Source organism: Bacillus sp. PS108 (assembly GCF_037963335.1).
In the GTDB taxonomy this organism is placed as follows: domain Bacteria; phylum Bacillota; class Bacilli; order Bacillales; family Bacillaceae; genus Bacillus; species Bacillus subtilis.
Genome location: NZ_CP150155.1, coordinates 3006846 through 3020126 on the forward strand (window position 1 = coordinate 3006846; position 13281 = coordinate 3020126).

The 13281-nt window shown below is 42.6% G+C and carries 15 protein-coding genes; 2 read left to right on the forward strand and 13 right to left on the reverse strand.

What is annotated here, in order from left to right:
- Window positions 1-34: 34 nt before the first annotated feature.
- The 12 genes from bceB to NSQ16_RS15690 all read right to left on the reverse strand — a co-directional run bounded on the left by bceB (window position 35) and on the right by NSQ16_RS15690 (window position 10475).
- Window positions 35-1975, reverse strand: a complete 1941-nt coding sequence (gene bceB / locus NSQ16_RS15635; protein ID WP_327837420.1) for a bacitracin ABC transporter permease BceB — start codon at window positions 1973-1975, stop codon at window positions 35-37.
- Window positions 1965-2726 (reverse strand): bacitracin ABC transporter ATP-binding protein BceA, encoded by a 762-nt coding sequence (gene bceA, locus NSQ16_RS15640; protein WP_327837422.1) that lies wholly within the window; start codon window positions 2724-2726, stop codon window positions 1965-1967. The genes bceB and bceA overlap by 11 nt, the downstream gene beginning before the upstream one ends.
- A gap of 101 nt (window positions 2727-2827) precedes the next feature.
- On the reverse strand, window positions 2828-3832 hold the full coding sequence (bceS, locus tag NSQ16_RS15645) for a two-component sensor histidine kinase BceS (protein WP_327837424.1): 1005 nt from the start codon (window positions 3830-3832) through the stop codon (window positions 2828-2830).
- Window positions 3825-4520: a two-component response regulator BceR gene (gene bceR / locus NSQ16_RS15650; protein WP_048655237.1), complete on the reverse strand. Its 696-nt coding sequence runs from the start codon at window positions 4518-4520 to the stop codon at window positions 3825-3827. The genes bceS and bceR overlap by 8 nt, the downstream gene beginning before the upstream one ends.
- A 96-nt stretch (window positions 4521-4616) precedes the next feature.
- Window positions 4617-5927, reverse strand: a complete 1311-nt coding sequence (gene ytrF, locus NSQ16_RS15655) for an ABC transporter permease YtrF (RefSeq protein ID WP_015251399.1) — start codon at window positions 5925-5927, stop codon at window positions 4617-4619.
- Window positions 5917-6612 (reverse strand): ABC transporter ATP-binding protein YtrE, encoded by a 696-nt coding sequence (gene ytrE / locus NSQ16_RS15660; RefSeq protein ID WP_014477726.1) that lies wholly within the window; start codon window positions 6610-6612, stop codon window positions 5917-5919. Before ytrE ends, ytrF begins: the two co-directional genes overlap by 11 nt.
- Before the next feature lie 14 nt (window positions 6613-6626).
- Window positions 6627-7604: an ABC transporter permease YtrD gene (gene ytrD / locus NSQ16_RS15665; protein WP_015714562.1), complete on the reverse strand. Its 978-nt coding sequence runs from the start codon at window positions 7602-7604 to the stop codon at window positions 6627-6629.
- Between the two features lie 29 nt (window positions 7605-7633).
- Window positions 7634-8620 (reverse strand): ABC transporter permease YtrC, encoded by a 987-nt coding sequence (gene ytrC / locus NSQ16_RS15670; RefSeq protein ID WP_327837429.1) that lies wholly within the window; start codon window positions 8618-8620, stop codon window positions 7634-7636.
- Window positions 8614-9492 (reverse strand): ABC transporter ATP-binding protein YtrB, encoded by an 879-nt coding sequence (gene ytrB, locus NSQ16_RS15675; protein ID WP_003229123.1) that lies wholly within the window; start codon window positions 9490-9492, stop codon window positions 8614-8616. Before ytrB ends, ytrC begins: the two co-directional genes overlap by 7 nt.
- Window positions 9485-9877: a GntR family transcriptional regulator YtrA gene (gene ytrA / locus NSQ16_RS15680; RefSeq protein WP_003229121.1), complete on the reverse strand. Its 393-nt coding sequence runs from the start codon at window positions 9875-9877 to the stop codon at window positions 9485-9487. The genes ytrB and ytrA overlap by 8 nt, the downstream gene beginning before the upstream one ends.
- Window positions 9878-9910: 33 nt before the next feature.
- Complete coding sequence (locus tag NSQ16_RS15685; RefSeq protein WP_003229119.1) at window positions 9911-10048, reverse strand: hypothetical protein; 138 nt, start codon at window positions 10046-10048, stop codon at window positions 9911-9913.
- 154 nt (window positions 10049-10202) lie between these two features.
- Window positions 10203-10475: a YtzC family protein gene (locus tag NSQ16_RS15690; RefSeq protein WP_003229117.1), complete on the reverse strand. Its 273-nt coding sequence runs from the start codon at window positions 10473-10475 to the stop codon at window positions 10203-10205.
- A 161-nt stretch (window positions 10476-10636) separates the two neighbouring features.
- Between NSQ16_RS15690 and NSQ16_RS15695 the strand changes: the two genes are divergently transcribed.
- On the forward strand, window positions 10637-11605 hold the full coding sequence (locus NSQ16_RS15695; protein ID WP_080529696.1) for a TIGR01212 family radical SAM protein: 969 nt from the start codon (window positions 10637-10639) through the stop codon (window positions 11603-11605).
- Window positions 11602-12186: a class I SAM-dependent methyltransferase gene (locus NSQ16_RS15700; protein ID WP_014480625.1), complete on the forward strand. Its 585-nt coding sequence runs from the start codon at window positions 11602-11604 to the stop codon at window positions 12184-12186. The genes NSQ16_RS15695 and NSQ16_RS15700 overlap by 4 nt, the downstream gene beginning before the upstream one ends.
- On the opposite strand, the gene tbcS is transcribed toward NSQ16_RS15700, so the two are convergent.
- A complete protein-coding gene (tbcS, locus tag NSQ16_RS15705) occupies window positions 12176-13279 on the reverse strand; it encodes a tetraprenyl-beta-curcumene synthase (RefSeq protein ID WP_327837431.1) in 1104 nt (367 codons plus the stop codon). The genes NSQ16_RS15700 and tbcS overlap by 11 nt on opposite strands.
- Window positions 13280-13281 lie beyond the last annotated feature (2 nt).

Sequence of the window (13281 nt, forward strand, 5' to 3'; positions counted from 1 at the left end):
AAAAAGCTCCAGAATGTCTGGAGCTTTTTCTGTTTCACAACGACGATTTAATGACCTTCTTATAATAAAGAACTGACAGAAAACCAAAAATGGAGTAGAGCGCAGTATATAACACCATCACCATAATCATAGGCGCCCATACCTCTGATCCGAATAAGAACCAGCCGGATTGGACGGCAAAGTAACTGTGGAAGAGGCCGACAACGAGCGGAATGCCGAAGTTGTACATTTGTTTGATGCGTATCCCCTTTATCAGGTCGCCCTGCGTAAAGCCGAGTTTTCTTAAAATTGTATAGCTCGGTTTTTCATCTTCACTTTCTCCCATTTGTTTAAAATAAAGGATACAACCTGATGTAATCAGGAACGTTAACCCTAAGAAGCCGACGATGAACATCACCATACCAAACAGTGATTTTTGCGCAGCGCTTGTATCCAGTCTTGATAAATGCTCGTTTTTCTTGTTCACCTGTTGAAAAAGCTCATTTGCTTTTTCCATTTGATCGTCATGTTTCACATTGACGCCGATAAAGGTAGATTGCGCCAGCTGAATGCGGGGGTCTTTATCCTTGTTCACCTGTTTAAACAGGCTGTCATCCACAATGACAGCGGGCATGCCCCCGCTTGTAAACGTGTAGGACACAAGAAACTCTTCTCTTAATCCTTTATATTTTAATGGCTGCGTCTCATGTTTGCTTTTTACTTTAATAACACCAGAGTCCTTGAAAACCATTATTTTTTGCAGCAAGTCGGTGTATCCTGAGAAAACGGCTTCTCCAGCCGCCACATCGACTCCTTTTACATCTTTGTCGCTAACAACAGCAAGCTGCATATTGCTGGGGTCGCCCTGCATCTCTTTCGGAGTTCCATCCATAATATTTGCGATGTCAACATTTGCTTGCAGGACAGGTGTTGCCTTTTTTACAAACGAGATGTTGCTTTCCCTCAATCTGTTTTCAAATAACTTGGCATCTTTCTCATTCATGAATGAAAAATCAGCCGCTACATTTTGTTCAGCGGTCTTTTCTGACGAGTAATACGAGATATATGCAAGAGATAACAGCCCGATCGCAAGTGCTGAAACGGTTGTAATAATCGTCAGCAGCAGAGCATTCGATTTCATTCTGAACATGATTGATGACAGTGACAGGACCTCAGAAATATTTAAGTAGCCGCCCTTGCTTTTTCGAATGATATTCGAGATAAACGTAACTGATCCTTTATAAAACAAAAACGTCCCGATAATGACGCTCCCCAGAATGAAGCTCATCGCAACAAACAGTTCATTAATGGTCTTAAATTTTCCGCCAAACAGCTCAGAAGACACATAGTATCCTGTCAAAATCAACACGATGCCTAAAGCGCCGATTATCATTTGGAAAAATGATATTTTCTTTACTTTGTCTTCAGTGGAGGACGTTACTTTAAACAAAGATAAAATACTCTGTTTTTTGATAAACGTATAATTCATGATCATGATCAAAAGGTAAATGCCGCAGAACACAATGACCGTTTGGACCAAGGCCTGCTCAGAAAAATGCAGTTTCGCATCCGCTTTGACATCGACAATTTTGAACAGAATCATCAAGACAAGCTTCGATATCGAAAACCCGGCCGCGACCCCGATCGCTAATGAACCGAAATACAGCATGACATTTTCTGCGCTTAAGATGCGAAAAATTTTATGCTTCGTCATTCCAATTAATTGAAACAGCCCGATTTCTTTGCTCCGTCTCTTAATAAAAATCGTATTGGCATATAAAATGAAGATCGCCACTACAGCCACAAGCAAAATCGAAGCGGTTTTAATAGCCGCGGCTCCCTTGATTGAACCCTTCACTTCGTTAATTGCTGGATCATACTGCAGCGTGACAAAGGCGAAATAAAGCGCCACACTAAAGATGAGCGCAAACACATACAGATAGTAATTCCGAAGATTCTTTTTCAAATTTCGCAGGATGAGCTGATTAATGTTCATGTTGCACCCCGCCTAACACGCCTTGCGTTTTCATAATATCCTGGAAAAACGTTTGCCTGTCCTGGCCCCCTTTATTCAGCTGTGTATACATTTGCCCGTCCTTAATAAAAATGACTCTGCCGCAGTAGCTGGCCGCGACAGGATCATGGGTGACCATAATAATCGTGGCGTTGCGTTTTTGGTTGAGCTGACTCAGCTTGTTTAATAAATCGGAGGCCGATTTCGAATCGAGCGCGCCGGTCGGCTCATCAGCGAAAATAATGCTCGGGTCATGAATAAACGCTCTTCCGGCGGATGTTCTCTGCTTCTGGCCGCCGGAAATTTCATTCGGGTACTTATCCCGCAATTCATATATTCCCAGTTCCTTTGCAACTTCCTCAAACTTACGATTGGCTTCCTTTTTTGACAGTTTCGTGATTGATAATGGCAGAAGGATATTTTCTTTCACTGTCAATGTGTCTAACAAATTGTAATCCTGAAAGATAAAGCCTAAATGCTGTTTTCTGAATTCAGCCAGCTGCTTTTCCTTCATAGCCGTCATGTCATTTCCATTAATATGAATGGTTCCGTGACTGACCTGATCGATTGAGGACAGTACATTAAGCAAAGTGGTTTTTCCTGACCCGGAAGCACCCATAATACTGACGAATTCGCCCTTTTCAATGTGAAGATCAATGCCCTTCAGCACTTCATGTTTATTCAGCTTGTTTCCATAACTTTTTCGAATTTTATTCGCTTCTAAAATCATCATTTACGCAGTCTCCTTTATATTGGATAATCTCATTATAAAAAGGAATGCCGGGCTTTTCCTTCGATACGGCGAACAAAAAAGAAAAGCATGTGACATTTTCGTCACACGCTTATGACCCGTTCAAATTGATTCCGTTTCGGAAAGGTTAATGTAAAAACTGTCCCCGCACCGAACTCCGACTCAACATCAACATGAATCAATAACGGCGCCGCTGCTTTTTTCACCAAGTACAGCCCCATGCCAGTGGACGCTTGATTATGGTGATCTGTTGTGGATGTGAACCCTTTATCAAAAATACGCGGTACATCTTTTGGATCAATGCCCCTGCCACAGTCTTTCACTTGGAGCTTCGTCTGTTCCCCTTTTTGAAAGCTTTTGATCTCAATTTCAGAGGCTTCGCTGTATTTCACCGCATTTGTCAGCAGCTGCCTGATGATAAACGCCAGCCATTTTGCATCGCTCAGCACTTCTTTGGCATCGAGCTGTATGTCAAAACCGATCCCTTTTTGGATACACCACGATTGTAAATCTTTGATTTCTTTAAAGATCAAAGGCTGAAGCTGAATGAATTCTACTGACAGGTCGTTTTCAATAAATGAAATGCGTTTTTGATGAAGCTGCTGATCAAGAAGCAGGTGAATACGCAGCCATTCATATGACAGCTGAGATTTCAGTGCTTTTTCTTCCATTCTATCAATGATTAAATGCATCGCTGTTAATGGGGTTTTGACCTCATGTATCCATGCCATCAGCTCATCTTTTTCATTTTCCAATGCTAAGCGATGCCGTGCTGCGGTCTGCTTCAAGTGTTCTGTTTGCCCGGCAATGCTTCTTTCAACCATTGCTTCAAACGGCGTTTCCGGTTCATTTATGGCTGTCACATCGAGATTGTTCTCCCATGTTTTCAAGCTTTTATAAAACGCTGTTTCTTTCCGATAGCGGAACCAAAGGAATATGATAAAAAACAAGATGCACAAATACACCATATAAAGTACATTCCCGAATGATATGGAAGGATCGACAAAAGCAATGAACAGCATCAAAGCCTGCTGAAACAAAAACGCGGCAAACCAGCTCCGCCTTTCGATAAGGAATGCTTTAATCATAGAACTTGTCCTCTTCCTTCGCGATGTAGCCCTGGCCCACCTTTGTCTCGATATATGCACCAAGCTGCAGGACGTCCAGTTTTTTTCGCAGGCGATTGACATTGACGGTCAGCGTATTATCACTAACAAAACGCTCATCGTTCCACAAGCTTCTGATCAGCTCTTCCCGGCTGACGATCTTGTTTTTTTGCTCTATTAATTGTTTAAGAATGAACATCTCATTTTTGGTCAGTTCAACAGATCCTTTGTCATTGCTGACGAGGTTCTGCTCCGCGTCTACAGCAGCGCCGCACCATGTTTTAATCGTACTCGGCTCCGTATTATAATGGTGCACACGCCGGAACATTGCTTGGATTTTCGCAATCAGCACATCAAAATGAAATGGCTTTTGAATAAAGTCATCTGCCCCGAGCTGCATGGACATCACCATATCAGCAGGATGATCCCGGGAGGATAAAAAGAGAATCGGAACATTTGACCGGGAGCGGATCAGCCGGCACCAATGAAAGCCGTCAAATTTAGGCAGCTGTACATCAATAATGACACAATCAGGATTAACCGCCGCAAATTCCTGCAGCACCTGACTGAAATCCTGAATGCCGTATACATCATAGGACCATCCCGTTAAACGATCCTTGATTTCATGAAACAGCGATTCATCATCTTCAATCAGCAAAAGTTTAAACAATCGACTCACCGCACTTTTTCCTTTTTTATCAAGTGTATAGCAAAACGCTATCATGCGCTATAGAAAAAGCCGGCTGTCTCAGCCGGCTCGTTCGCATTATAGTTCTCTTCTCAACGCTGTCAGCACGTTGGTTTTTGTTGCTTTTCTCGCCGGGTTCATTCCGGAAATGACTGCGACCCCTCCGCAAATCACAACGGCAATGATCACAAGACTCGCCGGGATGTAGGAGAATGTGTAATTCAAGTCGCCCGCATCGCTTCCGCTTGTGGCCGCAAGAATCATCGGAACGGCCAGGTTGACAAGGTAGCTCACGCCGTAAGAAATGATAATCCCAATCACACAGCCTAAAATTCCGATATACGCGCTTTCCATCAAGAACATTCGGCGAATGATTGACGGGCTCGCCCCAATCGCTTTCATAATGCCGATCTCTTGCGTTCTCTCTGTCACCGCCATCGTCATCGTGTTAAAAATGCCGATCGCTGAAATGATAACTGCGATACATCCGACAAAGATCAGTCCGATTTTGAAGACCATGAAGAAGGTATTGGCTCCCTCAAGTTCAGTAGTCACTGATGTGACATAGTACCCGTCATCTGTTAGATCATTTGTCAGCTGTTCCACATTCTCAAACTTATCAGCAAAAACACCAATGTTCGTTTCAACATTTCCGCCTTTGAAATCTAAGAATTCCGAAAAATCTTTTTTGAATTGATCACTGATAAAAATGTTTGAGTCCTCCATCCAGTCTTGAGATGGTTTTTTTGTAATACCGACAATTTTAAAGTCATATGTTTTTGTTTTTGTAACATCCCCTGTTTTAGGATCTGTCTTCGATACACTTAGTTCTATTGTTTTGTTCAGAATATCTTTCGTATAGCCCTTTGGTTCTTTTATATCTTCTGGATTTCCTTTTGCTTCTTCGATTTTTTTGTTATATTCTTCCGATTCTTTTTTCGTCAATAATCTCTTTGCGAAGTCGTATCCTACTACGATTTCATTTTCCGACTTTGCGACTCTTCCCTTTTCCAATTCCATATTGGCCTTTAATTCATCATTCATATTAGTAAAAATGAGATTTGAGCTTTCATTTGTACGATTGCCTAAAGTAGCTTTGTTTGGTTCATACACTTGCGTTCTTTCTACAACTGACCTTACGTGATCATACTTCTCTAAATCAGCTTTTTTAATAGGCTTGTCTCCTTCCTTGCCCATTACACTGACTTTCGTTACAATCTGCTGGCTCATTGTCATATCTGTAATTGTCTTTTGAATCCCAAATCCAACGGACGACAGCACAACCAAAAACGCACACGCCATTGTTGTCGCAAGAATCGTCATAAAGACGCGAAGTCTGTTTTTCTTCATATTTCTTCTGATAAAATGAACCTGATCCTTAAACCTCAACGGTAATTCCTCCTTTTAGCACACCATCATGAAGCTGAAATTTTGAATGTCCGATAGAAGCGACTTCATCATCGTGAGTAATGATCACAAATGTAATGCCACGCTCACGATTCAGCTGCTGGATCAATTCCAGCACTTCATGTTCCGTTTCTGAATCAAGGCTTCCCGTCGGCTCATCCGCTAAGATAATCGAAGGATTTAAAATCAATGCTCGAGCAATACTGACACGCTGCTGCTGGCCGCCTGACAGTTCATTCGGATAATGAGCGGCGTGGTTTTCCAGACCGACGCGTTTCAGCATGTCCTGCACCTTTTGCTTCCGCTCAGAGGGCTTGATCCCTTTTAACGCCAGCGGCATTTCAACATTCTCATACGTCGTTAAACCCGGGATGAGCTGAAAACTTTGGAAAATAAAACCAAAATGGTCAAGCCGAAATTGCGCCCATTCCTTTTCATTAAACCCCGTAACATCAGTGCCATTAATGACAATCCGCCCTTTTGTCGGCGATATGTAGCCGGAAATCAAATTCAAAAGCGTTGATTTCCCTGAGCCGCTTCGCCCGACAATACAGGCGATCTCACCTTTCGCCACACGTAATGAAACATCCTTCAATACTGGAACTTCATTCTCACGGCCCTTTTTTCCGATCGTGAAAGAATGGTCGATATGCTGAACATCAATCATATGTTCTCTCTCCCTTACAAAAGTTTCATTTTTTTATAAATCGCAAAATAACTAATCAAGAAACCGATTACCGCACCTGTACCCATGCCAATGAGATAACCGGCAAAGCTCTCGCTTGCAGTAAATCCAAAATAGCCGAAGCCCATGATTCCTATGATAATAACGATGATCTGCACCGGGCGGTTAAGCGGCTTCCATAAGAAGAAATATCCGTTTCTTTCATTAGACATTTTAACAAAGCTAATATAGCCGATGATGAAAAAAATGATAGTCATGATAGCCGGAATGACTAAATAATATGGTGAATTCTCAGCCCATTTCGAGTCTACATAAATTATCGGAATGAAATACTGCACCCATTTAGGTACTGGACCATGGATAAAATCGATTGATCCGCCAATAAGGATCTCGAGGTTGATCACAGGCAGGCTGATGAGTAAAAACGGCGAAATGGCCACGGTAAATGAGACTAGAAGCTGTGCGAAACTATTGCCTGTCAAAGCTCCTCCAGCCATAACCAAAGAATAAGCCAGCATGCTAACAATAATCATTCCCAAGCTGTAATTGTGAAAATAAACGGCCTGATCAGGCTTCAAAAGTATGATCAGCAAAACAGATAAAACATAACCTATGAGTTGCGGTATCACAATCACCATTCCGCCAGTAAGGAACTTCGCATGAAATATCTGCCCTCTTGTATACGGAAGGCTTAATGTAAAATCAAAAAAGCCCTTGCTTCGTTCAATCCCTAGCTGGCTGACCGCCAAAACGACTCCCCAAATCCAAAACAATGAGATAAATGAGCTGTTTAAATAATCAACGCTGAATACGCAGGGGCCGACCCAATTTTCTTTTCCAGTGACACAGCCTTGATAGATGAGATACATATTTAAAATTGATAATGGATTACCCAATATAAAAACCAAAATGGTGATAACTAAGGCGACTTTATTCTGCCGCCACTCTTTGTAAAGCAGTCCGGAATCCGGCAACTCACTTCCCTCCAAACCTATGGCATTTCTTACACTTTTGTTTTCTTATAAATAGAGAAGTAGCTCACAAAGAATCCAGCCACTGCCCCAATGATCATACCCAAAATATAACCAATAATGGAATGTCCGGTATAGTATCCAAATAAACCAAATCCAAGGATGCCGAAAGCCATAACCAGAATTTGCACCGGACGGTCTAATCTGTTCCATAAGAAAAAGTGTCCGTTTCGTTCACTGGGATGCTTTTTGAAGCTTATCAAACCAATCAAGTAAAACAGAATGCTCATGGCAGCTGGAATCATTAAAATATATTTACTATCGATAAGCCAGTCACTTGCAACATAACCAATGGGCACAAGATATAATAAATTGCTCGTCAGAGAGAAATACACCTCCGGGGAAGGGAACATTTCCCATATATTCACACCAAAAACAACTTCAAAGTTTCCAACCGGCAATGCAACAATTAAATACGGCAATACCGCAGCAGCAAATGCCGTTAATAACTGGGCAAAAACATTCCCCGTTAATGCACCAGCAGCCATCAACAAACAATAAGCCATAAAACTAATCACAATTACTCCAACGCTGCTGTGCTCAAAAAAGTAGACGTGTTCAGGGTTATAGACAAGAATCAGCAGCCACGCAAATAAAAAGCCAATTAATTGCGACAGCACAATCACAAAACCGCCTAACCAAAATTTCGTCTGAAAAATTTGGCTTCTGTTATATGGGAGGCTTAATATAAAATCCATCGTGCCTTTCGAACGTTCCATTCCGAGGAAGCAGACCGCCAAAATGACCCCCGGCACCCAGTTGATATCTATTAGATTGCTCCTATGATAATTCACAATAAATTCACAATATTGCGGGTCTTGATGAGCCAGACACCCTTGATAAGACAAATACGTATTAATGATAGAAAGCGGATTTGCCAGCACTAAAAACGCAATACTTAGCAAAATCACCACTTTATTCTGCTTCCACTCTCGATAGAGAAGGCCTCGGTCTACCATCTCCGCTTCCCTCCAAACTTCGCAATGAACACTTCTTCCAGGTTGACAGGAAGCTCATTCCATACTTTTGGCTTCAGCTCTCTCAAAAAGCTCTTTTTCTCCTCATCGCTTTTCGGAATCAGCACTGTGTAAAACACGCCGGCCTGATCGAGCATCGGAATGTTTTGCTCTCTGATCGCCAGATTGACATCTGTGTCAAACGCCATTTGTATTTTGATGTATTCTTCTTTTAATTCATCAAGATCCATGACGTTGGTCAGCCTGTTATCTTCAAGAAAGCCAATTCGGTTGCACATCCGCTCTATGTCTTCAAGCCGGTGGGACGTAATCAGGATACTCGTATCACGCTCTGCCACTTCATCGACCATCAGCTGCAGCACATCATGTCTAGTTACCGCATCAATACCATCCGTCGGCTCATCAAGGAGGATCAGCGCCGGTCTCGCCGCAAACGACAGAACGAGCGACAGCTGTTTTTTCAAGCCTGTCGACAGCTCACGGTATTTTTTCGTTTCTGGAATTTCGTATCTGTTCATCAGTTCATTCGCGTACGTGACATCAAATTTCGGATATATTCTTCTCAGGATATCAACAAGCTGCTTGTATGTATACTTGTCGTAAAAAGGATTTTGAACAGGCATGTAGATGATATTTTGTTTGACCTTCGGGTGCTTTTTGATTTCTACGCCGTCAAATAAAATCGTTCCGCTGTCAGCGAAAATGATTTGCTGGATTAAGCGAAGCATCGTCGTTTTCCCTGATCCGTTGCGTCCAAGCAATCCAAAGATTTCTCCTTTTTCGATTGTTAATGAAACATCTTTTAATACTTGATTGCCGTCAATCGCTTTTGACAGCTGCCGCAGTTCAATCATTTTTTTTGCCTCCCTTCACATCAGCGCTGATTTCCTTTATCCATTCGTGCAGTTTTTCCAGCTCAACCCCTGCATAGTGTGCATCGATGATGAGCTGTTTGAGTTGCTCTTTAATCATCGTCATCTTCCCTTCAACCAGTGTCGTTTTTGCATTCTCCGATATATAGGTCCCTCTGCCCCGCAGCGTCTCAATAATCCCCTCTCGCTCAAGTTCTTTATACGCTTTGCTGACAGTATTCGGATTCGCAATAATGATCGTTGCCAATTCTCTGACAGAAGGAAGCTTATCACCAGGCTTCATGATCCCTTTCAAACAAAGCTCTTTCATTTGCTGAATAATTTGTTCGTAAATGGGTGTTGAGCTTCTTGGATCGATTTGAATCATTTACTTCCCTACTTTCTATACGATCTGAACCTTTTATAGATAAAAATGATCAATTATACTTTTTTGCCATTCAAAACCGATCATCACAAGAACAAGAAAAAAAGAACAAGCGATCACAGATGCCGCAATCAGCATTGGCACGTTACGTTTGTTTCGTTTTTTATGTTTCATAACTGCCTCCCTTAATGTCAATATATAAATGATTTTATATTAGTGTCTATAGTGTATTACTTCAATTAGTACACTTAATACAATAAATACTTTGACTCACAAAGTCAATCCTTTTTTTACAAAAAAACGGACCCTTTTAAAAGGGTCCGTTTTCCTACACATCAAGAGGGTGCTGCAGGATCATATTATTTTGCAAAGATTGAAGCTGAAGTCTCATTCTGTACAGCTGTTCTCTCTGCTGATCATTTGACGACAGCCATAGCTTATTCAAGGCATTTACCGCATCTTCAAGCTGCATTTGTGCATCACTATATTCTTGATCGTTATAATGCTCTTGTTTAGAAGCGATTTTCAGCTGTTCTTCAGCATAATCATAGGCCTGCATACATTGCTGGAGATGTTCATCTACTGATTGTCTTGTTGCCACAGTAACCCCTCCTCTTGGTAATGGAAATCATCCATCATTCATATTGTAGCCTCATCTGACTTTGTTCAATAAAGTAATTTATGGTCGATATTCATTTGTTCTCTTGTGAAATGCGTGCTACAATTTTAGGATGCAATCGTACGCAAGGAGGCACATGAATTGTGATGCAGAACAATCCTTTTCCTTATTCAAATACGGAAAAACGCTATCATACATTGAATTATCATCTCAGAGATCATTTCGGCCATAAGGTGTTTAAAGTGGCGCTTGACGGCGGCTTTGACTGCCCAAATCGGGATGGCACCGTTGCCCACGGAGGCTGTACGTTTTGCAGCGCAGCAGGCTCCGGCGATTTTGCCGGGAACAGGGCCGATGATTTAATTACGCAATTCCACGACATCAAAAACCGCATGCACGAAAAATGGAAGGACGGCAAATACATCGCTTATTTTCAGGCTTTCACAAACACTCACGCCCCGGTTGAGGTGCTTCGCGAAAAATTCGAATCAGTGCTAGCGCTTGATGATGTGGTTGGCATTTCGATCGCCACTCGCCCTGACTGTCTGCCTGATGATGTCGTTGATTACCTGGCAGAGCTGAATGAACGCACCTATTTGTGGGTGGAGCTTGGGCTTCAAACAGTTCATGAACGGACTGCACTTCTGATCAACCGCGCACATGATTTTAACTGCTATGTGGAAGGCGTCAATAAATTAAGAAAACACGGCATACGTGTCTGCTCGCATATTATCAATGGGCTGCCTTTGGAAGACCGGGACATGATGATGGAAACGGCAAAGGCCGTCGCAGATTTGGATGTCCAGGGCATTAAAATCCATCTGCTTCACCTACTGAAAGGCACGCCAATGGTCAAGCAATATGAAAAGGGGAAGCTGGAATTTCTTTCTCAAGATGATTATGTGCAGCTCGTCTGCGATCAGCTTGAGATCATTCCGCCTGAAATGATCGTCCACCGCATTACAGGTGACGGACCGATTGAGTTGATGATCGGGCCAATGTGGAGCGTCAACAAATGGGAAGTGCTTGGCGCCATTAATAAAGAGCTAGAAAATCGAGGCAGCTATCAAGGAAAGTTCTTTCAGCGGCTTGAGGAGGAATCAGCGCTATGATTTTGAAGAAAATTCTCCCTTATAGCAAAGAACTGCTGAAAATGGCCGCGGGAGAAGGAGATATTGTCGTAGATGCGACAATGGGCAACGGACATGATACACAGTTTTTAGCGGAGCTTGTTGGTGAAAACGGCCATGTGTACGCATTCGACATCCAAGAATCAGCCGTGGCCAATACAAAGGAACGGCTCGGTGACATGTATCAAGCGCGAACAACGTTATTTCACAAAAGCCATGATAAAATCGCTGAATCCCTCCCGCCTGAAACACATGGCAAAGTGGCGGCCGCGGTATTTAACCTCGGCTATTTGCCGGGCGGGGACAAATCAATTACGACAAACGGCAGTTCTACGATCAAAGCAATTGAACAGCTTCTCAGCATCATGAAAGACGAAGGTCTGATTGTTCTCGTCGTCTATCATGGCCACCCGGAAGGCAAAGCTGAAAAAAACGACGTGCTCGAGTTTTGCCGGGACTTGGACCAGCAATCAGCCCGTGTATTAACATACGGATTTATCAATCAGCAAAATGACCCGCCATTTATTGTCGCCATCGAAAAAAAAGCTCAGATCAGCAAATGATTTGAGCTTTTTTCTTTGAGTTTTTCATCCAGGACATTTTTTGAAATTTCCGGTAGGCTCTGCCGTTGATATAAAAGAAAAGGGAGGTTTTTCCGCTGGCTTTGATCAGCTTCTTTGCGAGCCGGCCCATTTCCTTTTGGCCTGCCACTTTATCATCTGACAAATAAACACCAAGCAAGCCGCGATTGATTAAACGATGGAAGTTTTCATGCGGAATGCCTTGTAAATGCTCGTCGGCTTTATGGATAAAGTGTTCAAGCCGATCCATCATCTCTTCATGAGACTGATAATACGAGCAGAAATTCAAGTCTCCTTCCAGCAAGTCCTCCTCTTGATCAATCAAATAATCAAGCAGGATATGAAGGCCCTGTATGTAAGGAAAATAACTGTCGCGGATTTTTTTAGCGGTGCTTTTTGTGAAATCAGGCTGGAACGAATACGCAACCAGACAGAAAATGCCTAACGTTGAGCCTGCACAGGCTGAAAATTCATACCATTCCATCTCAGGCAGCTCTGATTCATATTGAGTAAACCACTTTTCAAGCCGCGGAACACGCTCATCCTCAATAACGTGCTTATGCACCTGCAAATCGCAATAATAGCCGCACAGTTCAAGCAGATAAGGTTTAATCATGTCATAGTGCTCAATGGAGCCGAGGACACGCTGGCACGTTTTGACCAGTTCGTGCAGATATCCGCTGTCATCCTGTTCTTCCCTGAATTGATAATAGTTTTGCAGTTCCGCCCCAACTGTCAGTGCGTCCTGCATTGAGGCATGGAGCATCCGAAAATCCTGCGGGTCCAGCGAGGTGCTGCGGTCACACAGATTGTCCAAATAATCACTTATCGTTTGATACGCGATGATAAACTCGACACATTTCTGTTTTTGGCTGCCTGACAATAAGGCCAGTATGCCGCCGCCTTCACAGTGAAACGTTTTGTCCCGAATACTTGCGGTTGCCTGTGCTTTCAATTCACTGTTATGAATCGATTCTGATTTTTGCTTCCATATGTCCAGCTCTTGATGAACGAGCGGAAAAATATCTCGATATACCTTTGCCATCAATCCAAAAGGATGTTCCGGTACTGTCAACA

What these genes read in the sequence shown, in the direction of transcription:
- ytrA (WP_003229121.1), bottom strand. Translation starts at nt 9,877, where the DNA reads ATGATTCAAATCGATCCAAGAAGCTCAACACCCATTTACGAACAAATT.
- bceA (WP_327837422.1), bottom strand. Translation starts at nt 2,726, where the DNA reads ATGATGATTTTAGAAGCGAATAAAATTCGAAAAAGTTATGGAAACAAG.
- ytrB (WP_003229123.1), bottom strand. Translation starts at nt 9,492, where the DNA reads ATGATTGAACTGCGGCAGCTGTCAAAAGCGATTGACGGCAATCAAGTA.
- ytrC (WP_327837429.1), bottom strand. Translation starts at nt 8,620, where the DNA reads ATGGTAGACCGAGGCCTTCTCTATCGAGAGTGGAAGCAGAATAAAGTG.
- NSQ16_RS15685 (WP_003229119.1), bottom strand. Translation starts at nt 10,048, where the DNA reads ATGAAACATAAAAAACGAAACAAACGTAACGTGCCAATGCTGATTGCG.
- ytrE (WP_014477726.1), bottom strand. Translation starts at nt 6,612, where the DNA reads ATGATTGATGTTCAGCATATCGACCATTCTTTCACGATCGGAAAAAAG.
- NSQ16_RS15700 (WP_014480625.1), top strand. Translation starts at nt 11,602, where the DNA reads ATGATTTTGAAGAAAATTCTCCCTTATAGCAAAGAACTGCTGAAAATG.
- bceS (WP_327837424.1), bottom strand. Translation starts at nt 3,832, where the DNA reads ATGATTAAAGCATTCCTTATCGAAAGGCGGAGCTGGTTTGCCGCGTTT.
- bceB (WP_327837420.1), bottom strand. Translation starts at nt 1,975, where the DNA reads ATGAACATTAATCAGCTCATCCTGCGAAATTTGAAAAAGAATCTTCGG.